Here is a 23834-nt window from a genome sequence, read left to right as displayed (position 1 = left end):
CGGAGGACCGGGGCGGGTGGGCTGCCGGTGTTGCACCGGCCACGGGGACCGGATCGACGGCGGCCGGTCCGCCTTCCGCCGGACCCGACCCCGCCGCGGCACCCGAGCGGGGCGGGTGGGCTACCGCTGTCGCGGCGGCGGGGGGTACGTCGCACGCGGGTCGTGCGTCGGCCGGCTTCTCCGGGTGCGTCGCCCGGGGTGAGTCCTCCGGCCCGGTGTCCAGGACGCGCAGGCAGGCCTCGGCGTCGCCCGCCGACCAGGCCGCGTCCAGGGCCGCCAAGGTCGCCTCGGCAGCGCGTCCCGGGTCCTGCGGTGCGAGCAGCGCGGCGGCGTGCAGGAGCGTCTCGCGGGCGTCGTCGACGGCGCCGTCCGCGAGCAGGGCCTTGCCGCGCAGCAGTTCGGCCCAGGGCGACTGCTGCGCGCAGTCGCGGGCACCGTCGAGCAGGTGGAGCGCGCGGCGGGGCTGCCCGGCGAGCAGTGCCTGCTCGGCGGCGGCGGTGTAGCGCCGGGCCCGCTCGGGGCCGCCCGGCGTGAGTTCCGCGGCGCGGATGTGCGCCGCGCAGCGCAGTGCCGGCGGTGCCGCCTGCGCCGGGTCGGCCGCGGCGGACGTCAGGGCGGCGGCGAGCGCGGGCTCGGGCGCCATGGCGGCCCGGCAGCGGTGCAGCAGCGCGAGCAGACCGCCGCCGTCCGCCAGTGCGCGGGCCAGCGCGAGGTGCGCGGCACGGCGGGACCCGTCCTCGGCACCGGCGTACACGGTCCGGCACAGCAGGGCGCTGCGGAAGCCGATCCGGCCGTCGGCCAGGTGAAGCAGCTCGGGCAGCGGGGGCGCGGGACGGTCGGACGGCTCCTGGCGCACCGTCGGCCCGGCGGGGCCCGGCCGCTCCCCGGGCCCGGCCGATGGCCACGGCGCCGGACGGCCGGGCACTGCGTCGCGGAGGCGGGCCGCCGCACGCAGGGCGTGGTCCGCTTCCGCGGCGGGCTCCCCCGACACGTGCACGGCGGCGGCCACCACCAGCAGCAGCTCCCGCTGCCGGGACGGCAGCCCGCTGAGGTGGACACCGGCCAGCGCGGCCAGTGTCCCGGCGTCGGCCAGGGGCCGCGGCAGGGGCGCACGGCCGCCCAGTTGAGCGGGCGTCAGGCCGCGCGGCAGCCGCAGCAGGAGCGCGGGGTTGCCCTCCGCGGCGAGGACCAGTTCGTCCCGCACACCGGGGTCGAGCACACCGTCGGCCGTGTCGTCCAGCACGGCCGCGGCTTCCGGTGGCGTGAGGGGGTCCAGGCGCAGCTCCGGCAGAGCGGCGAAGGCCGGGTCGAGGGGCCGGTGTCCGGCGGCGGTGAGGAGGAGGGCGATCCGGCCGGCGGCGGGCAGGCGGGCGGCGAGCAGGCCCAGGTCGTCACGGGAGGCGGCGTCCCACTGGTCGACGTCGTCCACGCAGACCAGGACGGTTCCCGGCCCGGCAGTCGCTGCCAGCGCGGTGAGGAGCTGCGCCGTGAGCGGGCCGGGGGCGCGCTCGGCCTCCGCGCCGGCCGCGGCACACAGGGTCCGCAGGCCGTCGTACGGCCGCGCGGACCCGGCGGGGACCGCCGGGACAGTAAGCATGGACCCGGCGGGGACCGCCGGCACGGCGAGAACGGACCCGGCGGGGACCGCCGGCACGGCGAGGACGGGCCCGGCGGCGAAGGAGCGGGCGGCGAGCGCCAGGAACGTCGAGCGGCCGCTTCCCGGTTCGCCGGTCACGACGCACGCTCCGCCGCCGCGCAGCCGCTCCAGCCAGGCGTCCAGCGCGTGCCGCCGCGAGCCGGGCACGTACCGCGGTGTCGCGGGTCCCAGAGGCGTCCGTCCGGTCATTCCCGCGACGTTACTGACACGTGACACGGCCCGGAAGCCGCACGTCCCTCCCGCTCGACGGCTTCACAGCGCCGCCACCTGCGATGTGTCGCCGAGGGGGTGCGGCCGTCCTTGTGACGCCGCCCAACCCGCACCGCCCGGCGCGGTGCACGCGCACAGCGCCGGGCGGCCAGCGGGTCAGGAGGTGTGCGGGCAGTTGCCCCGGTACTCCTCGATGGTCAGGCCGGGCCGTGGCAGCGGGCACAGGAACTGCTCGTAGCGGGTGTCGTCGTCGATGAACCGCTTCAGCCACGCGATGCTGTACTTGGCGATCGTGGTGTTCGAGGTGTTGGGCGTGAAGTGGGTCGCTCCGTTCAGCTCCAGGTAGGCCCGGTCGAGGGAGGCGGGCAGGCTGGTGTAGAAGGGCTCGGCGTGGGTGGCGACGGGGGCGATCGTGTCGCCGTCGGCGCCGAAGATCAGGGTGGGCGTGGCGACCTCCGGCCAGGTCTTGTCGAGGTTCCACGGGGTCAGGGGGATGGCCGCCTGCAGGGAGGGCCGGGACTTCGCGGCCTCCAGGCTGCCGCCGCCGCCCATCGAGTGGCCCATGACGCCCAGGCGTGTGCTGTCGATGCGGCCGCGCACGGAGCTCTTCTGGGTGAGGTAGTCGAGCGCGGCGAGCAACTGGCGTCCCCGGGAGTCCGGTTGGTCCAGCGTGGTGAGCGTGTCGATGGTGAAGACGACGAACCCCTGTGACGCCAGGCGTGGTCCGAGCCAGGCGATGGAGGACTGGGTGCCGGTGTAGCCGGGTGAGACGGCGATCGCCCCGAAGGTGCCGTCGGCGGTGCTGGTCGGGTAGTAGACGGTGCCCCCGCCGAAGCCGGTGACGGCCAGGGGGGAGACGGTCGTCTCGGAGACGGCGTACGGGCCGCGCGGCGCCTCGACGCTCGCTTCGGTCGGCGCGGGGCCGCGCTCGTAGGGGTTGTCCGCCCCGTGGGCCGTGGTGCCGCCGAGGGTGGTCAGCGCGACGGCGGCGGTGAGGGCGGCGGCGACGCCGGCGAGCCGGCCGCCGCGGCGGGTGGTGGTGGGGGCGGTGGGCGGCCGGTGGGCCGTGGTGCCGCCGAGGGTGGTCAGCGCGACGGCGGCGGTGAGGGCGGCGGCGACGCCGGCGAGCCGGCCGCCGCGGCGGGTGGTGGGGGCGGTGGGCGGCCGGTGGGCCGGGGTCGCGGTGCTGGTGCGCGGGTGCTGCACGGTGTGGGGTCCTCTCGGTCGTGGCAGCGCCCGCCCGGTCGCCGGGGCACGGCCGGGGTGCCGTGTCCGCCGCGGGCGCCGCCGTCGGGATGGCGGTGCCACTGTCGGCGGACAGCGGTGGTGAGGGGACCGGCAATGTCACCGGTCTCGTCGTCGCGTTGCGGAAGAAACGAGAGGGACATACGGTCCTTTTACGCACATTCAGCACACTTTTCGCAGCGCATCGCCACGGATTCTTCACCGGCTTCGAACGCATCAGCGGCTCGGCCCGGAGCACCCGTGTAGACATTCCTAGGGCCTAGGGGGTTGCCGTGGTCTGGGTCGCCGTACTGTTGCTGCCGTTGTTGTCCCTCCTGCTGCTGGTCCTGGACCGCGTGGAGGACCGCCTGTTCACCCCGGTGCCGTCGCGGCACCGCCACGCCGGTCACCGGCGTCATCTGCGTCTGATCCGCGGCCGGGCCGGTTCGTCGTCGCCGGCGGAGCCGACCGCTTCCCCCCGCGCGACGGACGCGGCACCCCGCCACGCCGCCTGAGCGCCTCCCCGGCCCGACGCGGGGTGTCCCACGGTCGCGGCGGTGTGCGAGGCTCGTGCCCGACCTCGCCGGACGACCGTGAAGAGGAGCGGCATGCGCATCGGACTGCTCGGAACCGGCCCCTGGGCCCACAGGGTGCACGCCCCGGCGCTCGCCGGACACGACGCGGTGGAACTGGCGGGTGTGTGGGGGCGGCGGCCCGAAGCGGCCAAGGAACTGGCCGGGGCACACGGCACCCGGGCCTACGACGACGTGGACGCCCTGCTCGGCGACGTGGACGCCGTCGCCGTGGCGCTGCCGCCGGACGTGCAGGCCGACCTCGCGGTGCGGGCCGCGCGGGCGGGACGGCATCTGCTGCTCGACAAGCCGCTGGCCACGTCCACCGCCGGCGCACGGGCGGTGGCCGACGCGGCGCGCGAGGCGCGGGTCGCCTCGGTCGTCTTCTTCACCACCCGCTTCCAGCCGGAGTCCGAGGCGTGGATCGCCGAACAGGCGGGCGTGGGCGGCTGGTTCACCGCACGGGCGCAGTGGCTGGGCGCGGCGTTCACCACGGACAGCCCCTACGCGGCCTCCCCCTGGCGCCGGGAGCGCGGCGCACTGTGGGACGTGGGTCCGCATGCGCTGTCCGTCCTCCTGCCCGTGCTGGGCGACGTACGGGACGTCGCGGCCGCGGCGCACGGCCCCGCGGACACCGTGCACCTGGTGCTGCGGCACACCGGCGGCGCCTCCAGCACGCTGGACCTGAGCCTGACGGCACCGCCCGCGGCGGCCGGCGCCGTCGTGGAACTGCGCGGAGAGGCGGGCGCGACCCGGCTCCCGGAACGGACCCAGGAGGCGCAGCGGTCCTACGCCCGGGCCGTCGACGCCCTGCTGGCCGCCGCCCGCAACGGCAGCTCCCACCCCTGTGGCGCCGCGTTCGGCCTGCGGGTCACGGAGATCCTCGCCGAGGCGGAGGCCCTGCTGGCGGCGTCGGCGGACTAGGGCCCCGCCGCCCTCCGGCAGACCGGGCCTGCCGCCAGAGGGTGGGCGGTATCGCCCCTGTGCCCGTCATCGCCCGCCACCGGCACGCCCGCACCCCGGGCCGGGCCCGGGGTGCGGGCGCCCAGGGGACGTAGGAGCGTGGGGGTGTGGCGAGGCTGCTGGGTTCGGTGGGGCGCCGGTATCACGACCGGCGCGGTTGGCTGCGCGGTGCGCCACCGCCCCGCTGGGTGCGGGTGCTGCCGGTGCTGCTGGTCGCCGGGGTGTGCGGGGCCGCGCTCATCACCCCCGAGGCCCAGGACATCGGCTTCCTGCTGGGCGCGATCCCGCCGCTGGCCGTCCTGTCCTACGGACCGCTGGCCACCGCGCTGCTGGGCGGAGCGGCCCTCGCCGTCCTCAACATCCCGGTCTTCCAGCTGAACCGGCCCGGCAACACCGATCTGCTCACCCTGACCTTCGTCTCCGTGCTGAGCGTCTTCGTCTCCTTCGTGCGCAGCCGCCGCGACGCCCAGCTGGACCTGGAGCGCACGGTCGCCGAGGCCGCGCAGCGCGCCCTCGTGCCGGACGTGCCGGAGCGGGTCGGACCGGTGCGCTGCGCGGGGCTGTACCGGGCGGCGCAGCGCGGCACGCTCGTCGGCGGCGACTTCTTCGACGTGCGCCCCGGGCCGCACGGTGTGCGGGCGGTCCTGGGCGATGTGCAGGGGCACGGGCTGGCTGCCGTCGCGACCGTGGCCTCCGTGCTGGGCGCCTTCCGGGAGGCGGTGCTCGACGAGCCGGACGTCGCGTCGGTCGCCGCCCGTCTGGACCGGCGGCTGGTGGTGGACTCGGCGCGCACGGAGCACGCGGAGCTGTTCGCGACGGCCGTGCTGCTGGAGTTCACCCCCAACGCGCGGGCGGTCCGCGTCGTCTCCTGCGGTCATCCGGCGCCCGTCCTGCTGCGCGGGCAGACGGTCACGGAGCTGGCGGTCAAGCCGTGGACGCCGCTCGGGCTCGGCCTGGCCGACACCTTTCCCGAGGCCGGGGCGGCGGTGCCCCTGCTGCCCGGTGACCGGCTGTTCGTGGCCTCGGACGGTGTGCTGGAGGCACGGGACGCGGCCGGGGAGTTCTATCCCCTGCAGGAACGGCTGCCCCGCTTCGCCGACGCCGGCCCGGACGCGCTGCCCGGCCTGGTCTGGGCCGACCTGGTGCGGTACAGCCCCGAGATCCGCGACGACGTCACGATGCTCGTCCTCGCCCTGACGCCGCCGGGCTCCCGCTGACGTCGGCCGGCTGTTCGGCCGACTCTCCCTCGGCGTCGATGTGCGGCAGGATCCGGTCCAGCCAGTGGGGTGTCCACCAGGCGTGGCTGCCCAGCAGGGTCATCACGGCCGGGACCATCAGCAGCCGTACGACGGTGGCGTCGATGAGGACACTGACGGCGAGGCCCAGGCCCAGCATCTTCACCACGATGTTGTCGCTGACGATGAACGCCGCGAACACGCTCACCATGATCAGGGCCGCGCAGGTGATCACCCGCGCGGTGATCTCCAGGGCGTGCGCGACCGAGGCCTTGGCGTCCCCGGTGCGTTTCCAGGCCTCGTGGACGCGGGAGAGCAGGAAGATCTCGTAGTCCATGCTGAGGCCGAAGATGATGGCGAACATCATCATCGGCACATAGCTCTCGATGGGCACCTTGCCCGAGACGCCGAGCGCCGGACCGCCCCAGCCCCACTGGAAGACGGCGACCACCACGCCGTAGGAGGCGGCGATGGACAGCACGTTGAGCACGGCGGCCTTGAGGGCGACGAGCAGCCCGCGGAAGACGGCGAGGATGATCAGGAACGCCAGGGCGACGACCACGCCGATGATCAGTGCCAGCCTGCTGGCGACGATGTCGCGGAAGTCGACCTGGGTGGCGGTGGTGCCGGTGACATAGCCCTTGGCGGTGGTGCCGGAGACCGAGTCGGGCAGGGTGTGGTCCACCAGGCGGTTGGTCAGGTCGGTGGTCTGGGCGTTCTGCGGCGAGTACTTGGAGTAGACGGTGGAGATCAGGACGTCCCCGTCCTTGGTGGCCGTCAGCGGGGTGACCGTGGCGGCGTCCGGTACGGCGTTGAGGTTCTTCTGGGCCGTGGAGGCGAGCGCGGAGCGCTGGCTGGACGGCACGGTGCTCTGATCGATGACGACGGTCAGCGGGCCGTTGGAACCCGGCCCGAACGCGTCGGTCATCAGGTCGTAGGCACGCCGGTCGGTGAACGAGGTCGGGTCGGCGCCGTCGCCGATGTGGCCCAGCTGGATGGAGAAGACCGGAATGGCGAGCACGACCACGGTCACCAGGCCCGCGGTCAGGTAGCGCCATGGTCTGCGTTCCACGCGCTGGGCGTACCGGTGCCAGGTGCCGTGCGGTGTCGCGCCCGGCTCGGCGTCCGTCTCGGCGACCGGGTGGCGCACCCGGTAGCGATCGATGCGTCTGCCGATCAGCCCGAGCAGCGCGGGCACGAGGGTGAGCGCTCCGACGACGGCGGTGACCACGGTGACGGCCGCGGCCAGCCCCAGCAGGCCGATGAAGTCGACGCCGGAGGCGAAGAGGCCGGCCAGTGCGATGATCACGGTGGTGCCGGAGACCAGCACGGCCCGTCCGCTCGTCGTGGCCGCCGCGCCCGCGGCGCGCACCGGATCGTCGCCGTCCATGAGGTGCTGGCGGTGACGGGTGGTCAGGAACAGGGCGTAGTCGATGCCGACGCCCAGGCCGATCATCGTGGCCAGGGTCGGGGAGACGGTGGCGAACGTGAACACCGCCGCGAGCAGGCCCAGGCAGGCGAGTCCGCAGATGACGCTGATCAGCGCGGTGACCAGGGGCAGACCGGCGGCGATGATGCTGCCGAAGCCGATCAGCAGGACGACGATGGCGACGGCGAAGCCGATCATCTCGCTGACCCGGTCGTCCGCGGCGGGCCGGGCGAGTTCGCCGAGCGGTCCGCCGTACTCGACCTGCGCGCCGGCCGAGCGCAGCGGCTGGACGGCGCTGTCCACGCCGTTGAGGTAGCTGTCGCCGAGGGTCGAGGGCTGCACGTCGAAGCGGACGGTGATGTAGGCGGTGCTTCCGTCGGAGGACAGCGGGCCGACGCTGCTCGGCGCCGGCTTGCCCTGGGTGGAGCCGGGGGCGGTGAGCGGGTTCTGCACCGACAGGACGTGCGGCAGTTTCTGCAGGTCGCCCACCGTCGTGGACATCTGCGAGCTCAGCGTGGTGAGCGACTTGCTGCTGTCGTGCAGCACGATCTGGCTGCCGTAGCCGCCGGCCGCCGGATCGTGCTGTTTGAGCACGGTCAGGCCCTGCTGGGACTGCACCCCGGGCAGGGAGAAGTTGTCGGAGTAGTCCCCGCCGAAGTTCCTGTTGAGGACCTGCAGGGCCGCCAGCGCGACGAGCCACACCACGATGACCACGACGCAGTGCCTGGCGCACCACTCCCCCAGTCCTCGCAGGCCCCCCGCCCCTGCGGCGCCCCCTGCCGCAGCGCTCCGGCGTCCCCCAGTGCGTTCTCGGGTGCGTGACATCGGCCCGGCCCTTCCTGGCTTGCGCCCGGCGGGGTGCTCCGACCCCTCCCATTAGACGCCGGGCACCGGGGCGCGGCATCTCGGAGCAGCGGGCACAGGGCCCCGCCGGGGGGACACGGACGGGCCGGACCGGCGGGTGCGCCCGGGATCGGCACGGGCGGCGGAGGGGTTACGCGGGCGGTGGCGCGGTACTCCGGCGGCACGAGAAAGCCGCTGCGGCCCGCGTGCCCGCGCCGTCCGGATGCAGGGTGCGCCGGATGGATGAATGGTGATAGTGGACCCGATGCGAGCACCGGGCCGTCGCAGCCATCCGGACCCAAGGAGCATCGCCATGCCGACTTCACAGCCTGAGGCGTCCCAGCCGTCCCAGGAGCGGGCCACTCCCGACCGCCTGCTGCACGCGCGTACCGGTACCGACGTCTCCCCCGAGGACGTCGTGCTGGCCGCGGGCCGCGACATCACTCCGCGCAACCTGGAGTGGGCCAAGCGCAAGCTGGCGCAGGAGGGCCCCGCCGCACTGGACAAGCTGCTGCCCTGAGGGCCGGACGCCTGGACCCCGGGAACCCGCGTGGGGCGGTCCCCTGAACGTTCAGGGGACCGCCCCACGCGGGTTGCGCGCGGTGCGCTACGACTCGGTCAGGTCGTCGTCGGAGACGACGTGCACCGCGGCCTCCTCCGCGCCGGCCGCGCCCCCGTCGATGCCCTCGTCCTCGGCGACGGCGTCCTTCTCGGTGTCGGCGCGCACGCCCTCGTCCGGAGCGACGAGACGCCCGGCGCGGTCCGCCCCGGCCTCGGGGTCGACGGGTTCGCCCTCACCGCCGGGCAGGTCGCCGACGCCGTCGCCCACCGGGGCCTGCACGTCGGGGCGCTCCTGGGCCAGCCGCTGGTCGAGGGTCTCGCCGTCGTGCTGCTCGGCGGCGGTCGTGCCGTGCTTGGTCACACCGAGCGGTTTCTCCGGGGGTGAGTAGCCCTCGTCGAGGGTGTCGTCGTAGGTCCGCTCGTCGACGGCGTCCTGCAGGTCCAGGGGTGCGGCGTCCTCCTGCTCCTCGTTGCTTCCGGTGGGCTGGTAGGCGTCGTCGGCCATCGGTTCCGGGCGGGTGCCCATGGCTGCCTCCCTCGGTTGCCGTGTCGCCTCGTTCGCGTACGTGGGTCCCGTTCCGCGTTTCCCGTTGAGCCGGGTCCAACCCCCTCGGCCGGGTGAACCGGGGCTCGGCTACCCTCGGCGCCACGCTGATGATCATTCTGCGATCCGGAGGCACCACGGCCGGATCGTCACCAGGGAGACGCCACGCATGAACACGCCACCATCGCCCTCCGGGGCCGAGCGAACTGACGGCTCGTCCGCCCGGATCGGCGTTCTCGTTCCGCTGACCCGGCCCGGCTGGACCGAGGCGGGGCGGCACCTGCTCGCCGGCCTCGAACTGGCCGCCGCCGAGGTCGGCGACGCCGGCGGGATCGCGGGAAGGCCGCTGGAACTGGTGGTCCGCGACACCGCGGCCGATCCGCACAAGGCCGCGGCGGCCGTCGACGAACTGGCCGGACTGGGCGTCGTCGCGGTGACGGGCGAGTACCACAGCGTCGTCGCGCGCGCCGCCGCCGCCCGGGCCGACGCCCTCGGCGTGCCGTTCCTGTGCTCGTCGGCGGTCATCGACGCGCTCACCGACGAGCCGACGCAGTGGGTCGCGCGCCTGCCCCCGGCGCAGTCCCGCGGCTGGCGGATCTTCGCGGACTTCCTCCTCGGCGCGGGCCACCGCCGGATCGCCGTGGCCGTCCAGCCGAGCGTCTACTGGGAGTCCGGGACCCGCGTTCTGCGGGACCACCTCGCTCCGCGCGGCGGCAGCGTCGTCGAGCTCGACATGCGCACGCTCACCCCGCGGACGGTGTGCGACGCGCTCGTCGACGAGGGCGCGACCGCGCTCCTGCTGCTGGTCGGTCACCCCGAGCCGGCCGTGCCGGTCGTCCGGTCCGTCCGCCGCGACCCGCGCCTGGGCGACCTCCTGATCGGTGCGCCGGCCGGGCAGCCCGAGTTCGCCACATGGGCGGCGCTGCTGGGCGACGACGGCGCCGCCGTCCCGTTCCTGCGCTACCTGCCGGAACACCTCACCCCGCTCGGCGAACGCGTCGGGAAGGCTTTGCGTGAGCGGCTGGGTGAGGCGCCGTCCTTCGTCGCCTTCGAGGGCTACGACGCGGTCACCGTCCTCGCCGATGCGCTGCGGGCGCGGGGCGCGGACCGGGCCGGCGTGGCCGCGGCCTGGCCGCACGTGGCGGTCGACGGCACCCGCGGGCGGATCGAGTTCTCCCGCGTCCCGGGCGTCAGCGTCTGGCAGTGGGCCGGGGCACCGGTCCAGGTCGTCGACCGGGACCCGGCGCAGCCGGACCGCTTCCGGGTCCTGCACGCCGGCTGATCCGCAGCCGGGCCCGGTTCGCGACGTAGATGCGCAGGCCGGCGAAGGGGTGCGGCTGCCAGGTGCGGGCGTAGGCGGCCGGGGCGCCGTCCCGGGTGGTCAGGTGCGCGGTGGGGACGCGGCGTGCGGTGGCGGTGATGCCGGCCTCGGTGGCGTTGGCGTTGGGGCCGGACGTGGCGGCCGAGGAGCAGCCGGCGTAGTAGCCGATCGGCAGGGCCTCGTGGCCGGTGAGCAGGCAGGGCGGGCGTACCCCGAGCCGGTGCAGTTCGGCGGCGGTGCGGGACCAGGCCCGGTGCTGCTCGGTGGTGCGGGCCACCGTGGCGCGCACCACGGCGTACTGCACCGCGAGGTGGCCGGCGAGCGCGACCGCGACCGCGGCGGCGAGCAGCGGGCGTCCGCGCGGGCCGGTCACCGGCCGCAGCAGGGCGTCCGCGACCGGCAGGGCCAGCAGGGCGTACGCCGGCAGCAGGAACCGCGGGGCGGCGTACTCGATGAGGAACAGGTACGGCACGGCGGCGGTGACCGCGCACGCCAGCGCCACCAGCGTGGGCACGGTGCGGCCGGCCCGCACGGCGACGGCCAGCCCGGCGGCGGCGAGCAGCGGCAGCGCGAACCACCACAGGGTCACCGCCGGATGCGGGGCCGGCACGTCGCACGGGCGGCACAGGGTGCGTCCGTCCAGGCTGCGCAGCTGGTCGTCGACGGCGAAGTGCAGACCCAGTCCGCCCTGGAGGCGGGAGCCGTCGGCGAGGCGGCGGCCGAGGCCGCCGTAGTCGGCGTACGCCTCGATCACCCACTCGGCGGCGCCGGCCGCGAGCCCGGCGGCCAGGAACGCGAGCGCTCGCCATCGCCGGGTCGCGGCCGCGAGCACGAGCAGCGGGGCCGTGGTCCAGACCGCGTCGGTGGGCCGCATCAGCGCCGTGAGGGCGGCCGAGCCCGCCATGCCCCACCACGCCCAGCGGTCGGCGGGGTCCGCCCTGGCCCGCAGGAAGCATCCGGCGCAGGCCAGACCCCCGGTCGCCACCCAGTAGTTGGGCATGGCCTGCGGGGCGTAGAACAGCGTCACCCACAGGCCGGCGAACAGGGCGCCCGCCGCGGCGAGCACCCGGACCGGGAACAGGCCGCGCCAGGCGCGCAGCGCCAGCCAGAGGGCCGCGCCCGAAAGGACGGCCAGGTAGACGCGCAGCAGCACGGTGGACGACGACCAGGAGGCGACGGGCGCCACCAGCAGGCTGACGCCACGCGCGCGTGGCGCGCTGAAGTACGACGCCGGCGCGTGGCCGGAGACCTGGCTGACGTACACGGTCTCGTCCCAGCCCAGGCCCATCGACGGGTGCACGAGCAGCAGCTGGGCCGTCGTGAACAGGGCGGCGACGAGGGCGAGCAGGCCGGTGCCGCCGCCCGGCGCGCAAGGGGTGGGCGCGCTCACCGGGCGCCGGGCGGGCTGGGCACCGGCGCGGGTGCTGTGCGCGCTGTCGGCCATGGGCCGGCCCCTCCCTGCGGTGGCTGGGGACCGCGTACGGAGGGCGCCGGCCGGCTCCGCGCGTGCGGTGATCAGCGCCAACGTAACCGGCGCCGCCGTCCGCGGCCCGGCGGGATGGGCCGAGCGGTCGACGCGCTCCTCCCCGGGCCCGCCGGGCGACCCGGGACCATCACACGGCCCAGGCTCTTCCCGGGCCACCGGGCGGCCCAGGCTCTTCCACGGCGCAGCGCACGGCCCCGTGCCCTCAGCGCGCGTTCGGGACCCGGTGCGGGGGCTGCTGCGGTTCCGGGCGCTGCGGGGCGGGCGGGACGGGGCGCACGGCGGGGGTGTCGGTGGTCAGGGTCACCTGCTCGCCGTGGTGGCGGAGCGTCAGCGGCGGTCCGGACAGCAGCGTGTAGACGGCCTTGTCCGGGCCGATCTCCACGCGCAGACAGCTCCCGCGCAGCCGCAGCCGGAAGGCGAGCCGGCTGAACCGCTCCGGCAGGCGGGGGGCGAAGCGCAGGCTGTCGCCGTCGCGCCGCATGCCGCCGAAGCCGGCGACCAGGGCCGTCCAGGTGCCGGCGAGGGAGGCGATGTGCAGCCCGTCGCGGGTGTTGTGCTCCAGGTCGGCCAGGTCCATCAGCGCGGCCTCGGCCGTGTAGTCGTAGGCGAGGCGCAGATGGCCGGCCCGCGCGGCGACGACGGCCTGCACGCACGCCGAGAGCGAGGAGTCCCGCACCGTCAGTGGCTCGTAGTAGGCGAAGTTGCGGGCGATGTGCTCCTCGTCGAAGAAGCTGTCGCAGGTGTACATGGCCAGCACCAGGTCCGCCTGCTTGATCACCTGCTTGCGGTACAGGTCGAAGTAGGGGAAGTGCAGCATCAGCGGGTACTGGTCGGCGCGGGTGCCGGCGAAGTCCCAGCGCTGGTAGCGGGTGAATCCCGCATGCTGCTCGTGCACCCCGAGCTCGGCGTTGTAGGGGATGTTCATGGCCGCGGCGGCGTCGCGCCAGGCGGCGGTCTCCTCGTCGTCCACGCCGAGGCGGGCGGCCTGCTCGGGGTGGCGTTCGGCGGCGTCGGCGGCCGTCAGCAGGTTCTGCCGGGCCATGAGGTTGGTGTAGGTGTTGTCGTCGCAGACCGCGCTGTACTCGTCGGGCCCGGTGACGCCGTCGATGTGGAAGGCGCCGGCGTGGTCGTGGTGGCCGAGGGAGCGCCACAGCCGGGCGGTCTCCACGAGGAGTTCGAGGCCGGTCTCGCGTTCGAAGGCGACGTCGCCGGTGGCCGCCACGTACCGCACGACGGCGTCCGCGATGTCGGCGTTGACGTGGAAGGCGGCGGTGCCGGCCGGCCAGTACGCGGAGCCCTCCTGGCCCTCGATGGTGCGCCAGGGGAACGCGGCGCCGCGCAGGCCGAGCTGGGCGGCGCGCTCGCGGGCCGCGTCCAGGGTGTTCTGCCGCCAGCGCAGCGCCTCGGAGACGGCGCCGGGCGCGGTGTAGGTCAGCAGCGGCAGCACGAACATCTCGGTGTCCCAGAAGGCGTGCCCGTCGTAGCCGGAGCCGGTCAGGCCCTTGGCGGGGATGGCGCGCTGCTCGGCGCGCGCGCCGGCCTCCAGGACGTGGAAGAGGGCGAAGCGGACGGCCTGCTGGATCTCCTCGTCGCCGTCGACCTCGACGTCGGCGACGTCCCAGAAGTCGTCGAGATAGGCCCGCTGGTCGTCCAGCAGGCCCTGCCAGCCGCTGTGGTCGGCGGCGGCGAGCGCGGCCTCCACCTGGTCGCTCATCGCCGGCCGGGAGCGGGCGCCGGACCAGCCGTGCGCGACGAGCTTCTCCACCCGCAGCCGCTGCCCCGGCTCCAGCACGGAGGTGACGGTGAAGCGGGCCACGTCGACGTTGGACTCGCTGCTGGTGACGGTGCGCTCGGGCCCCTCGACGCGGTGGTCGGCGGCCACCGCGACGCGCAGACCGCTGCGCCGGGTGCGGTGCACCAGCCGCAGCCGGGGGCCCACCGCCATGTCCTCCTCCGGCTCCAGCGGCGACTTCAGGGCGCGCGCGGCACGCGGGTCACCGTTCGGGTCGGGCAGGCTCTCGTTGGTGACCAGCTCCGACTGGATCACCACGCGGGCCCGGCTGCCCACCGGCTCGACCTCGTAGGCGACGGCGGCGACGGCCCGCTGGGTGAGGGAGACCAGCCGCGTGGAGCGCACCCGGACGGTGGTGCCGGCCGGGGAGGTCCATTCGCAGACGCGTTCCAGCACGCCCCGGCGCAGGTCCAGCTTCCGCTCGTGCGCGACGAGCCGGCCGTAGCGCAGGTCGAAGGGCTCGTCGTCGACGAGGAGGCGCAGCACCTTGCCGTTGGTGACGTTGATCGCCGTCTGCCCGGACTCCGGGTAGCCGTAGCCGGCCTCGGCGTACGGCAGCGGGTGCAGCTCGTACACGCCGTTGAGGTAGGCGCCGGGCAGGCCGTGCGGCTCGCCCTCGTCGAGGTTGCCGCGCCAGCCGACATGGCCGTTGGACAGGGCGAAGACGGACTCGCTCTGCGCGAGCAGGTCCAGGTCGAGGGAGGTCTCGCGGACGGCCCACGGTTCGACGGTGTACGACCGTTCGGTGATCACGCCTGCCCTCCCAGCTCCGCGAGGTCCTTGACGACCCGGTCCGCGCCGTGCGCGTACAGCGCGTCGGTCTGGCCGACGCGGTCGACACCGACGACGTAGCCGAACCTGCCCGCACGCCCGGCGTCCATGCCGGCCAGGGCGTCCTCGAAGACGGCGGCACGGCCCGCCTCGACGCCGAGGTCGGCGGCCGCGGCGAGGAAGGTGTCGGGGTGCGGCTTGCCCGGCAGGCCGCGCTCCGCGGCGACGACCCCGTCGATCCGTACGTCGAAGAGTTTCTCGGCGTCGATGGACTTCAGTACGTCCCGGGTGTTGGCGCTGGACGAGACGATGGCGGTGGCCAGGCCCCGCCCGCGTACCGCCTCGATGTAGCGCAGCGTGCCCTCGTACGCCTCGACGCCCTGGGTGCGGATCTTCTCAAGCAGCAGCTCGTTCTTGCGGTTGCCGAGGCCGTGCACGGTCGCCGCGTGCGGCGGGTCGTCCGGCCCGCCCTCCGGCAGCTGGATGCCCCGGGAGGCGAGGAAGGTGCGCACCCCGTCGGCGCGGGGCCGCCCGTCGACGTACTGGTCGTAGTCGTCGTCGCTGAACGGCTCGGCGTCCGCGCCCTGCCGCTGTCGCAGGAACGCGTCGAACGTCTCCTTCCAGGCGGCCGCGTGCACCACGGCCGTCTTGGTGACGACCCCGTCGAGGTCGAAGAGGCAGGCCTGGATGTCTTCGGGCAGACCGAGATCCGTCGTCATACCCTCACCGTTCCCCACTCGGCGGCTCCTACGGGGTGGCACACGCCACACGGCGCGATTTCGGCGAATGGCAGACTCGGCTGCGTGCCGACCTTCGACGAACTGCTGACACGTGCCCGGGCCCTGGTCCGCGCCTCCTCCACGCGCGCCGTCCTCGGCATCGCCGGCAGCCCCGGCTCGGGCAAGAGCACCCTCGCCGAGCACCTGGTACGGGCGCTGAACGGCGAGGGCGAGCCATGGGCCGTGCAGGTGCCCATGGACGGCTTCCACCTCGCCGACGCGGAACTGGACCGGCTCGGCCGCCGGGACCGCAAGGGCGCCCCCGACACCTTCGACGCGGCCGGGTACGCGGCCCTGCTGCGGCGGCTGCGGGAGGACACCGGGGACGTCGTGTACGCGCCGGGCTTCGAGCGCGTGCTGGAGCAGCCCCTCGCCGGTGCGATCCCCGTCCCGCCGGCCGCCCGCCTGGTGGTGACGGAGGGCAACTACCTGCTGCTGGACAGCGGCGCGTGGTCCCGGGTGCGGGCGGCGCTGGACGAGGTCTGGTTCTGCGAGCTGCCCGAGGCGGAGCGGGTACGGCGTCTGGTCGCCCGCCACGAGGAGTTCGGCAAGGGGCACGAGGAGGCGGTGGCATGGGTCCGGGGCACGGACCAGCGCAACGCCGACCTGGTGGCGACGACCCGGGGGCGGGCCGACCTCGTGGTGCCGGTGGTCTCCCTGGCCCTGCCGGACACGTCGGTGATCGCGCGCGGCTGACCACGGGTGAACCGGGGCCCGCCGCGGGCCGTACCCCTGGGCGTGGCGGAAGGTCTGGCGCAGCGGCGCCCGGTGGCGGGGCCTCGGAGCGTCCCGACGTGGTCGGTCGGGGCCCGGCGGCGGTGGGTGGTGCCGCTGCTCGTCGTGGTGCTGCTGGGGCAGATGGCCGTGGCCATGGTGACCGCCGCGGTGCAGCAGACGCCGACCGTCGACGAACCCGTCTACGTCGGTGCCGCGGCCGTGTACCTGCACGAGCACAGCCTGCGCGTCAATCCCGAGCATCCGCCGCTCGGCAAACTGGTGATCGCCACGGGGGTGGCCGCCGCCGGGCCCCGCTACGACGCCTCCTTCACGGGGAACCAGCAGCGGATCGGGCAGCACCTGCTGTACGGCTCGGGGAACGATCCGTGGCGGGTGATGTTCTGGGCGCGGCTGCCGGTGATCGTGCTGACGCTGCTGTTCGGACTGGTGGTGTGGGCCTTCGCCCGGGATCTCGCCGGGCCGGCGGCCGGGCTCGTGGCGCTCGCGCTGTACGCCTTCTCGCCGGACGTCATCGCCCACGGGTCCCTCGCCACGCTCGACGTGCCAGCGGCAGGTTTCCTGCTGACGTCGGTGTGGCTGCTGTGGCGGGCCCGGCTGCGGCCCACGCGCCACCTGCCGCTCGCCGGGGCGGCGCTGGGCGCTGCGCTGGCGACCAAGGCGGCCGCGCTGCCGGCCGTGCCGGTGCTGCTGGCGCTGGCGGCGGTGTCGGCCCGGCACGCGTGCGTGGCCGGGCGGCGGCGGGAACGGCTGCTGCGGGCGGCGGCCGGGGCGGGGGTCGTGGCCCTGGCCGCGGTGGCCGTCGTATGGGCGGCGTATCTGGTGGTCGATCCGCGGCTGCGGTGGGCGCCGGAGCAGCATGTGCCGGTGGTGCACGGGCTGCGGGGGCTGCTGGTGCGGCTGCTGCCGTTCCCGCTGGAGTACCGGGACGGGCTGCGCATGCAGTTCGCCTTCGAGAACCAGCCCTGGCAGGGGTTTTTGTTCGGGCGGCTGTACACCGGCTCGCTCTGGTACTACCTGCCGGCCGCCCTGCTGGTGAAGACCCCGCTCGGCATGCTCGCGCTGTGGGCCGTGGGCGCGGTCGCGCTGTGCGCCCGGCGGCGGCTGCGGCCCGCGGCGGCCTATCTGCTGGCGCCCACCGGCGTGCTGCTGGCGGCGGCCATGACGGGTTCCCGCGACCTCGGCACCCGGTACGCGCTGTTCGTGCCGGTGTTCCTGGCGGTCGCGGCGGGCTGCGCCCTCGCCGTCCGGTGGCGATGGCTGCCCACGGTGACCTGGCTGCTGGTGCTGTGGGTCGCCGTCAGCTCGCTGCGGACGTTCCCGTACTACCTGCCGTACTCCAACGAGGCGTTCGGCGGTCCGGCGCGCACCCATCTGCGGCTGCACGACTCCAACGTCGACTGGGGCCAGGACCTCGGCCGGCTCGCCCGGCGGCTGCGGGAGCGCCATCGCGGTGAGCGGGTGTGGCTGGTGTACAAGGGCAGCGGAGTGCCGTCGGCCTACGGCATCCACGCGCCGGACCCACGGCTGGTCCCGCCCGAACAGGTGCACGGCCTGCTGGTGGTCTCCGACTCCGCCCTGGCCAAGGCCCGTGGCCGACTGGCCGAACTGGTGGCCGACAGCCACCCGGTGGAGGAGGTCGGCCACTCCATCACGATCTTCCGCCGATAAGCTGCCCCGCGACCGGGGAGGCCGTGCGACCCGCCCGGTCCCACGGCCGCTTGTCACCGGCGGCCGGACGGGCCCAGGGGCGGCGCCCGCGCGCCTTCGCGCCGTAAGCGGTCCTCCACCGGCGCACGGCAGCCGGCGCCCCGCGCCGCCAGTCGACCGGCGCCTGCCGCACATCCCGCCACGCATCGACTGCCGGCCCACCGGCATGCCGCGTCGCCCGACGCTGCCGCCTCCGTCAGCTGGGAGGCGGGCAAGCCACCGCCAACGGGGCGTGGCGGCCAAGCGCGGCGGAGAGACGGTCCGCAGGCCGCCACTCGTCTCCGGCCCCCGGAAGCACGCCGACGCGGTCCCCGGCGGAACGCCTGGAACCGGCGGCCGGACGGGCCCAGGCGCGACGCCCCCCGCGCCTCGGTGCCGACAGCCCACCTCCACCGGCGCACCGCACCGGCGCCCCCGCCGACACACGCGCCGACGCCGGCGCGACGCGTCCCGCGCTCCGCGCCGAGCACCGGCCCCCCCACCGGCCCGCCGCATCCGGCGCCCCCGGCGCTAGCGGACCGCCTCGAAGGCCTCCGCGCTCACGTGGCGCATCACGGTGCTCGCGATGCGGTAGCGGCCGTTGGGCACCTCGTGGGAGCGGGTGATGTGCACGGTGAGAGGGCCCGCCCAGGCGTAGCCGTGGTGTTCCGCGTGCCGGATCAGGGTGTCGGTGAGGGCCTGGCCGATCCGGCTGCCGTGGCGGGTGAGCTCGTCGTGGACGGAGGCGTCGAGTTCGACGTCGTAGGCGTTGGGCACGACGACGAGACTCTCGCTGCACACCACGGCATGCTCGTCGCACTCGCGGCGCAGGGCCGCGAGGAGCTCGACCGGCTCGCGGCCGACGACGCGCTCCCACAGCGCCTCCCAGCGCTGCTCCAGGGCCCGTTCCAGCCCGGTGAGGGCTCCCATGGCTCGGCTCCCCCCCTCACTTCTCCTCGAAGTCGTCCGGCCGCACCTGGGCCTCCTCCAGGGCCTCCCGCAGGGTCCGCCCGCTCGCGCCCCGGTCCTTCGTCTCGTTCGGCTCCTTCGGCCCCTTCGCCTCCCGGGCGCCGCCCGCGGCCTTGAGGGTGTCGTCGGTGGTGCCGGTCCTCGCCCGGTTCTCCTCGGGGACGGTCATGCCGCACTGCTCCTGACGTGTCGTCGCGGATCTTGTCCCGCGCCGGGTTCCCGGCGGGCGCCGGGGTATCCATCCGCCCTGTTCGACACGGTGAGTGAGCTATGTTGAGGCCCTGTGGGAGACAAAGGAGGCGCACCGGTGCCATCGCCGCAGCAGGCACGCGCACAGGCGTCAGCGATCACCTCGGGCAAGACCGCCCCGGAGGCGGAGGCGTCCCCGACTTCCCAGCTCAGGACGCTCTTCGACAGACCCCGGCTGTCCCCGGGGCAGCGGCGCATCGCCCAGTACCTGATCGAGCACATCACCGAGGCCGCCTTTCTGTCGATCACCGACCTCGCCGACCGGGTCGGCGTCAGCCAGCCGTCGGTGACCCGGTTCGCCGGCGCCGTCGGCTTCAGCGGTTACCCCGCGCTACGGGAGCGGCTGCAGGCGATCGCGCTCGGCACGCTGGCCGGCGGTCCGGCCGAGGACAACCGCGCCAACGAGCTGCAGGCCGCCGTCGACGCCGAGATCGAGAACCTGGAGAACCTGCGGCGCGACTTCGCCGACCCCGACCAGGTGATCGAGGTCGGCCGCAGCCTGTCGGAGTCGACACCGCTGACGGTGCTGGGACTGCGCATCTCGGCCTCGCTCGCCGAGTACTTCGCCTACGCGGCCCGCCGGATCCACCCCGACGTACGACTGGTGACGCTGGGCGGCAGCGTCGCCTACGACGCGTTGCTGCAGTCCCGGGAGGCCGGCGGCACCTGGGTGCTGGCGTTCTCCATGCCCCGGCACGCGCAGGAGACGCTCACCGCCGTACGGGTCGCGCGGCGGGCCGGGCTGAAGGTGGCCCTGATCACCGACCTGGCGCTGGGCCCTGTCGTGGCCGAGGCCGACGTCACCTTCGCCACGGGGACCGGCTCCCGGCTGGTGTTCGACTCCTACGCGGCACCCGGCGTGATGGCCGCCGCGCTGCTGCAGGCCATGACGGACGCCGGCCCCGAGCGGACGCAGGCGCGGCTTGAGGAGTACGAGCAGGTCGCCGACGAGTACCAGTTCTTCCTGCGGGACTGACGGGACCGAGCGGGCCCGCGTCGCCCCCGCGCACAGCTCATAGCGGTGCACAGCGGGACCACCCGTAGGAAAGCGCGCATGAATGTTTTCATACGCCTTGCAAAGCGGACGGCATATATAAATACTGCTCCAGGTCGTACCCGCCCCCAGGCCGCCGTCCCCTACCCACGTCGGCGAACGGGCGGCGCGGCCGGGCGTCTCACCTGTGCGAGCGCGCCCGTGGTGGCCCCGGTCATCCCCTAGGCCGGGGCCGCCTCCCCTTCCCCGGAACACCGCACCCGACGCCGGAAGCGACGACCATGGCCCTGACGACGACGCGCATCAGCCCGGACTGGCCGTGCCAGGTGAAGACCCCCGGCTCCTACGACTGGGAGCGCTCGGCCGTGCGGTGGCTGCGCGAGCTGGTGCCGGCGCGCTACGCCAGCTACCCGGCCCTGATCCGGCACCCGGTGCTGCTCGCCCGCCATGCGCAGATCCAGGTCCAGCAGGAGATCCGCGTCGCCCGCACGGCCCTGCAGACCGCCCGCGCCGACCTGCCCCGGCTCGGCCTGCCGGAGTCGGTCATCGAGCACACGATCAAGATGTACGCGGCCGAGGTCATGCAGTTGCAGCACATCGCCCGCAGTGTCCGCGCGGTCGCCGAGGCGCTGACCCCGGCCGGCGCCCGCTGACCGCCACGCCCGCGAACCAGCGGGCCGACGACGCCGTCCGTCCGGCACCGCCTTCGCGCGCATGGCCCGCTCCTCCCGTGGGACACGGGAGGGGACATGAGTACCACCCACGAACGGCGCCCCGAACCCGTCACCACCGTGCTCACCTGGCGGGTGCGGCCCGGGCACGAGCACGAGTTCGAGGAGTGGACGCACGGCGTCTCCCGCTGCGCCCGCGAATTCCCCGGCAACCAGGGCGTCTCCTGGCTGCGGCCCGCCGACGGCGGCCACCGCTACCACGCCGTGCTGCGCTTCAGCGACGCCGACCGGCTCGGCGCCTGGCTGCGCTCCGAGGAGCGCGCCGGCTGGCACGAGCGGATCGAGGGCGTCGCGACCGAGGTCAGCAGCGAGCGGCAGTCCACCACCGGTCTGGAGACCTGGTTCAGCCTTCCCGGCACCAGCGTGCAGTCGCCGCCCCGCTGGAAGATGGTGCTCACCACGTTCCTCGGCGCCTATCCGTTCACGCTGCTGATCCAGTGGCTGGTGACCCCGCACACCACCGCGTGGCCCCTGCCGCTGCGCGCCGCCGTCTTTCCGGTGGTCCTGCTGCCGGTACTGACGTTTCTCATGATGCCCCTGCTCAGCAGGGTGCTGCGGCTGTGGCTGTATCCCCCGCCCGACCGGTGAGGCCGATCGTCTGTGCCGAGACCACGAGCGAGGAAGCACTCCTGTGCGATGCTCGTGGCGTGACGAGCGAACCGGCCGTTCCGGCGGAGTCCGGAGCCGTGCCCGACGTGGCCGCCCTGAGCCGGGTGGTGGCCCGGCAGCGCGCCGAGATGGACCGGCTGCACGACCTGGCCGCGACCTCGGCGGTGCTGGAGCGGGCCAAGGGCGCCGTGATGGCGCTGACCGGCTGCTCCCCGGAAGCGGCCTACGAGGAACTGCTGCACCGGGCCAAGACCGCCGACCGCACCCTGCTGGAGGAGTGCTGGATCACCCTGGGCACGCTGGCGGCACCGCAGCCCCGCCCCCCGCAGAAGCAGCGGCCGGCCGCCCGGACCGCCGTCGCCGCTCCCGGCCAGGAACAGCCGGCCGTCCCCGACGACGCCCCCACGCTGGCCCGGCTCGGCCACGCCCTGCTGCGCGTGCACAGCGCCCAGGGACTGGCCGCGGTGCTGCTGGAGCAGCTGGGGCCGCATGTGGACGCCACCGCGATCATGCTCTACCACCGGCTGCCCGCCGGCGGCCTGGAACTGATCGGCCACGCGGGCGTCGATGACCGGGTGGCCACCCAGTGGCACCACATCCCCCCGCTGAGCGGAGTGGCCGCACGTGACGCCCTGCAGGCCCAGGAGGAGCGCTGGCTGGAGGATCTCGCCGAGGCCCGCAAGAGCTACGTGCTCATCGGGGACCCGCCCGAGCGCTGGCCGTCCCGCGCCTGGCTTCCGGTGCCCGTCGGCGACCGGTCGGACGTCGTCCTCGGGGTGCTGCGCGGGCGGACCGGCCCGTTCACCGAGCGCGACCGCGAGCATCTGCGGGCCGTGGCCCGGCTCTGTGCCGGCCGGCTGCGGTCGCTGGACGCCCCCCGCGCCGCGTCCGCCGACACCACCGCCGATGTCGTCCAAGGTGTCTTCGACACCCTGCCCGGCGCCGCGCTGCTGCTCGCCCCGCTGTTCTCGGCCACGGGCGAGGTCGAGGACTTCCGCATCGACGCCGCGACCCCGCAGGCCGTCGACACCGTCGGCCGCACCGGACGCGAACTGGTCGGCCTGCGGCTGCTGGAGTTCCGGCCGAGCGTGACCGAGGAGCCGCTGTGGCAGGGCTGCCTGCGCGTCCTGGCCACCGGCGAGCCGTACGAGGGCGCCCCGCTCGCGCATCGCGTGGTGGCGGGCGGCGCCGCCGAACTGGTCACGTCCGCCCCGCGGGTGGCGCGGCTGGGCGGGAACCTGGTGGTGACCTGGGTCCGCCACGACCCCTCCGACCGGCAGGAGCAGCGGCTGGCGGACGTGCAGCGGCTGGGCAACCTGGGCTGGGCGAACTGGAACCTGGTCACGCACGAGGCGACCTGGTCCGCCCAGGCCTTCACGGTGCTCGGCCGGGACCCGGTGCGCGGTCCGGTGCGGCTGGCCGAACTGCCGTCGCTGGCCGTGCCCGAGGACATGCCCGCGCTGGCCGCCGCCGTCGGACAGCTGCTGCGGCACGGACAGCGTTTCGACGTCCCGTTCCGGGTGCGCACCCCCGACGGGATACGTCATCTGCGGGCGGTCGCCGAGGCCGTGACCGACAGCAGCGGCACCCCGGTCGAGGTGCACGGCTTCGTGCAGGACCACACCGCGCGGCGCAACACCGAGCTGGCCCTGATCGAGAGCGAGCGGGCGATGCTGACCCAGCACGGGGTGCTGCAGGCCGAGCGCGCCCTCGCCGTCCGGCTCCAGCACGCCCTGCTGCCCCTGCCGCGCGCGCCGCTCACCCTGGCCGGGCTGCGCGTCGAGGTCGCCTATCTGCCCGCGCAGCTGGGCCTGAGCGTCGGCGGGGACTGGTTCAGCGCGATCGAACTGCCCGGCGGCGACGCGCTGTTCGTCGTCGGTGACGTGGCCGGTCACGGCATCGACGCCGTGGCCACCATGGCGCAGCTCCGCTTCACCGCCAAGGGCATGATCAGCACCGGGTCGTCGCTGACCGGGGCGCTCGCCCGGCTCAACCGGCTGCTGCTGCACTCCCGCGACACGCACGGCACCGCCACCCTGATCCTCGCCCGGTACCGGTCGGAGGAACGCCGGCTGGAGTGGGCGCAGGCCGGGCATCCGCCGCCGATACTGCTGCGCGACGGCCGGGCGCGGCCCCTGGAGCGGCCCGCGGGCATGCTGCTGGGGGCCGGCGACGCCCCGCACTACGAGGAGGCCGATTGCCGGCTGCGGCCGGGCGACCGGCTGGTGCTGTACACCGACGGACTGATCGAGCGGCCCGGGGAGAGCATCGACCTGGGCCTGGAGCGGCTGGCGGCGGCTCTTGAGGTGCCGGTCGCCGACCCGTCCGGTGCGCTGGCGCCCCTGCTCACCGTGCTGCTGGACGACGAACGGCGCGACGACGTGTGCGTCGTCGACATCCGGCTGCCCGCCGACCCCGCCTGACCCCTCACCAGGCACGGCACTCAGTACCCCACCAGGAGGGAACTGAGT

Annotated in this window: 20 protein-coding genes; 11 read left to right on the top strand and 9 right to left on the bottom strand. The window is 74.9% G+C overall.

Annotated features, from left to right (window positions below):
- The coding region (locus C3489_RS13700; protein ID WP_146075317.1) for an AAA family ATPase at positions 1-1846 on the bottom strand (1846 nt) is incomplete at its 3' end.
- Between the two features lie 177 nt (positions 1847-2023).
- Positions 2024-2956, bottom strand: coding sequence for a dienelactone hydrolase family protein (locus tag C3489_RS13695; protein WP_103782065.1), 933 nt, complete (start codon positions 2954-2956; stop codon positions 2024-2026).
- A 428-nt stretch (positions 2957-3384) separates the two neighbouring features.
- On the opposite strand from C3489_RS13695, the gene C3489_RS13690 reads away from it, so the two are divergent.
- The 3 genes from C3489_RS13690 to C3489_RS13680 all read left to right on the top strand — a co-directional run bounded on the left by C3489_RS13690 (position 3385) and on the right by C3489_RS13680 (position 5843).
- The gene (locus C3489_RS13690; RefSeq protein WP_103782051.1) at positions 3385-3606 is read left to right on the top strand and encodes a hypothetical protein; all 222 of its coding nucleotides are present in this window, start codon (positions 3385-3387) and stop codon (positions 3604-3606) included.
- A gap of 93 nt (positions 3607-3699) precedes the next feature.
- Positions 3700-4587, top strand: a complete 888-nt coding sequence (locus C3489_RS13685; protein ID WP_103782050.1) for a Gfo/Idh/MocA family protein — start codon at positions 3700-3702, stop codon at positions 4585-4587.
- 146 nt (positions 4588-4733) lie between these two features.
- Positions 4734-5843 (top strand): PP2C family protein-serine/threonine phosphatase, encoded by a 1110-nt coding sequence (locus tag C3489_RS13680; protein WP_258054685.1) that lies wholly within the window; start codon positions 4734-4736, stop codon positions 5841-5843.
- Here C3489_RS13680 and C3489_RS13675 read toward each other — a convergent pair.
- Positions 5800-8115 carry an MMPL family transporter gene (locus C3489_RS13675; protein WP_103782049.1) on the bottom strand — a complete coding sequence of 772 codons (2316 nt, stop codon included), beginning with the start codon at positions 8113-8115 and terminating at the stop codon, positions 5800-5802. The two genes, C3489_RS13680 and C3489_RS13675, sit on opposite strands and share 44 nt — an antisense overlap.
- Before the next feature lie 331 nt (positions 8116-8446).
- On the opposite strand from C3489_RS13675, the gene C3489_RS13670 reads away from it, so the two are divergent.
- Positions 8447-8653 (top strand): hypothetical protein, encoded by a 207-nt coding sequence (locus C3489_RS13670; RefSeq protein WP_103782048.1) that lies wholly within the window; start codon positions 8447-8449, stop codon positions 8651-8653.
- An 87-nt stretch (positions 8654-8740) separates the two neighbouring features.
- On the opposite strand, the gene C3489_RS13665 is transcribed toward C3489_RS13670, so the two are convergent.
- Positions 8741-9220 (bottom strand): DUF5709 domain-containing protein, encoded by a 480-nt coding sequence (locus tag C3489_RS13665; RefSeq protein ID WP_103782047.1) that lies wholly within the window; start codon positions 9218-9220, stop codon positions 8741-8743.
- A gap of 187 nt (positions 9221-9407) precedes the next feature.
- On the opposite strand from C3489_RS13665, the gene C3489_RS13660 reads away from it, so the two are divergent.
- The gene (locus tag C3489_RS13660; protein WP_103782046.1) at positions 9408-10520 is read left to right on the top strand and encodes an ABC transporter substrate-binding protein; all 1113 of its coding nucleotides are present in this window, start codon (positions 9408-9410) and stop codon (positions 10518-10520) included.
- Here the strand turns inward: C3489_RS13660 and C3489_RS13655 are convergent.
- From C3489_RS13655 to C3489_RS13645, 3 genes are all read right to left on the bottom strand, one after another.
- Positions 10429-12003, bottom strand: coding sequence for a hypothetical protein (locus C3489_RS13655; protein WP_258054684.1), 1575 nt, complete (start codon positions 12001-12003; stop codon positions 10429-10431). The genes C3489_RS13660 and C3489_RS13655 overlap by 92 nt on opposite strands.
- Positions 12004-12247: 244 nt before the next feature.
- The gene (locus tag C3489_RS13650; RefSeq protein ID WP_103782045.1) at positions 12248-14590 is read right to left on the bottom strand and encodes a glycoside hydrolase family 65 protein; all 2343 of its coding nucleotides are present in this window, start codon (positions 14588-14590) and stop codon (positions 12248-12250) included.
- On the bottom strand, positions 14587-15327 hold the full coding sequence (locus C3489_RS13645; protein WP_103782044.1) for an HAD family phosphatase: 741 nt from the start codon (positions 15325-15327) through the stop codon (positions 14587-14589). The genes C3489_RS13650 and C3489_RS13645 overlap by 4 nt, the downstream gene beginning before the upstream one ends.
- Positions 15328-15411: 84 nt before the next feature.
- On the opposite strand from C3489_RS13645, the gene C3489_RS13640 reads away from it, so the two are divergent.
- Both C3489_RS13640 and C3489_RS13635 read left to right on the top strand, forming a co-directional pair.
- On the top strand, positions 15412-16083 hold the full coding sequence (locus C3489_RS13640) for a nucleoside/nucleotide kinase family protein (protein WP_103782043.1): 672 nt from the start codon (positions 15412-15414) through the stop codon (positions 16081-16083).
- A gap of 162 nt (positions 16084-16245) precedes the next feature.
- Positions 16246-17793, top strand: coding sequence for a phospholipid carrier-dependent glycosyltransferase (locus C3489_RS13635; protein ID WP_103782063.1), 1548 nt, complete (start codon positions 16246-16248; stop codon positions 17791-17793).
- Positions 17794-18342: 549 nt separating this feature from the next.
- Here C3489_RS13635 and C3489_RS13630 read toward each other — a convergent pair.
- Together C3489_RS13630 and C3489_RS13625 are read right to left on the bottom strand one after the other, a co-directional pair.
- The gene (locus C3489_RS13630) at positions 18343-18741 is read right to left on the bottom strand and encodes a DUF3662 domain-containing protein (protein ID WP_103782042.1); all 399 of its coding nucleotides are present in this window, start codon (positions 18739-18741) and stop codon (positions 18343-18345) included.
- A gap of 16 nt (positions 18742-18757) precedes the next feature.
- Positions 18758-18949, bottom strand: coding sequence for a hypothetical protein (locus tag C3489_RS13625; protein ID WP_103782041.1), 192 nt, complete (start codon positions 18947-18949; stop codon positions 18758-18760).
- A 138-nt stretch (positions 18950-19087) separates the two neighbouring features.
- Here C3489_RS13625 and C3489_RS13620 point away from each other — a divergent pair, with 138 nt between their 5' ends.
- From C3489_RS13620 to C3489_RS13605, 4 genes are all read left to right on the top strand, one after another.
- Complete coding sequence (locus C3489_RS13620; protein ID WP_181139660.1) at positions 19088-20005, top strand: MurR/RpiR family transcriptional regulator; 918 nt, start codon at positions 19088-19090, stop codon at positions 20003-20005.
- A 299-nt stretch (positions 20006-20304) separates the two neighbouring features.
- A complete protein-coding gene (locus tag C3489_RS13615; RefSeq protein WP_103782039.1) occupies positions 20305-20676 on the top strand; it encodes a hypothetical protein in 372 nt (123 codons plus the stop codon).
- Positions 20677-20772: 96 nt separating this feature from the next.
- Entirely contained in the window at positions 20773-21342 is a 570-nt protein-coding gene (locus C3489_RS13610) for an antibiotic biosynthesis monooxygenase (protein ID WP_103782038.1), read from the top strand.
- A gap of 59 nt (positions 21343-21401) precedes the next feature.
- Complete coding sequence (locus C3489_RS13605) at positions 21402-23786, top strand: SpoIIE family protein phosphatase (RefSeq protein WP_374936739.1); 2385 nt, start codon at positions 21402-21404, stop codon at positions 23784-23786.
- The last annotated feature ends 48 nt before the right edge of the window (positions 23787-23834 follow it).

Origin of the sequence: Streptomyces sp. Ru71, assembly GCF_002920535.1 — a bacterium.
Lineage (GTDB): Bacteria > Actinomycetota > Actinomycetes > Streptomycetales > Streptomycetaceae > Streptomyces.
The sequence above is the reverse complement of the archived record's forward strand: the minus strand, read 5'-3'. Positions and strand labels throughout refer to the sequence as shown.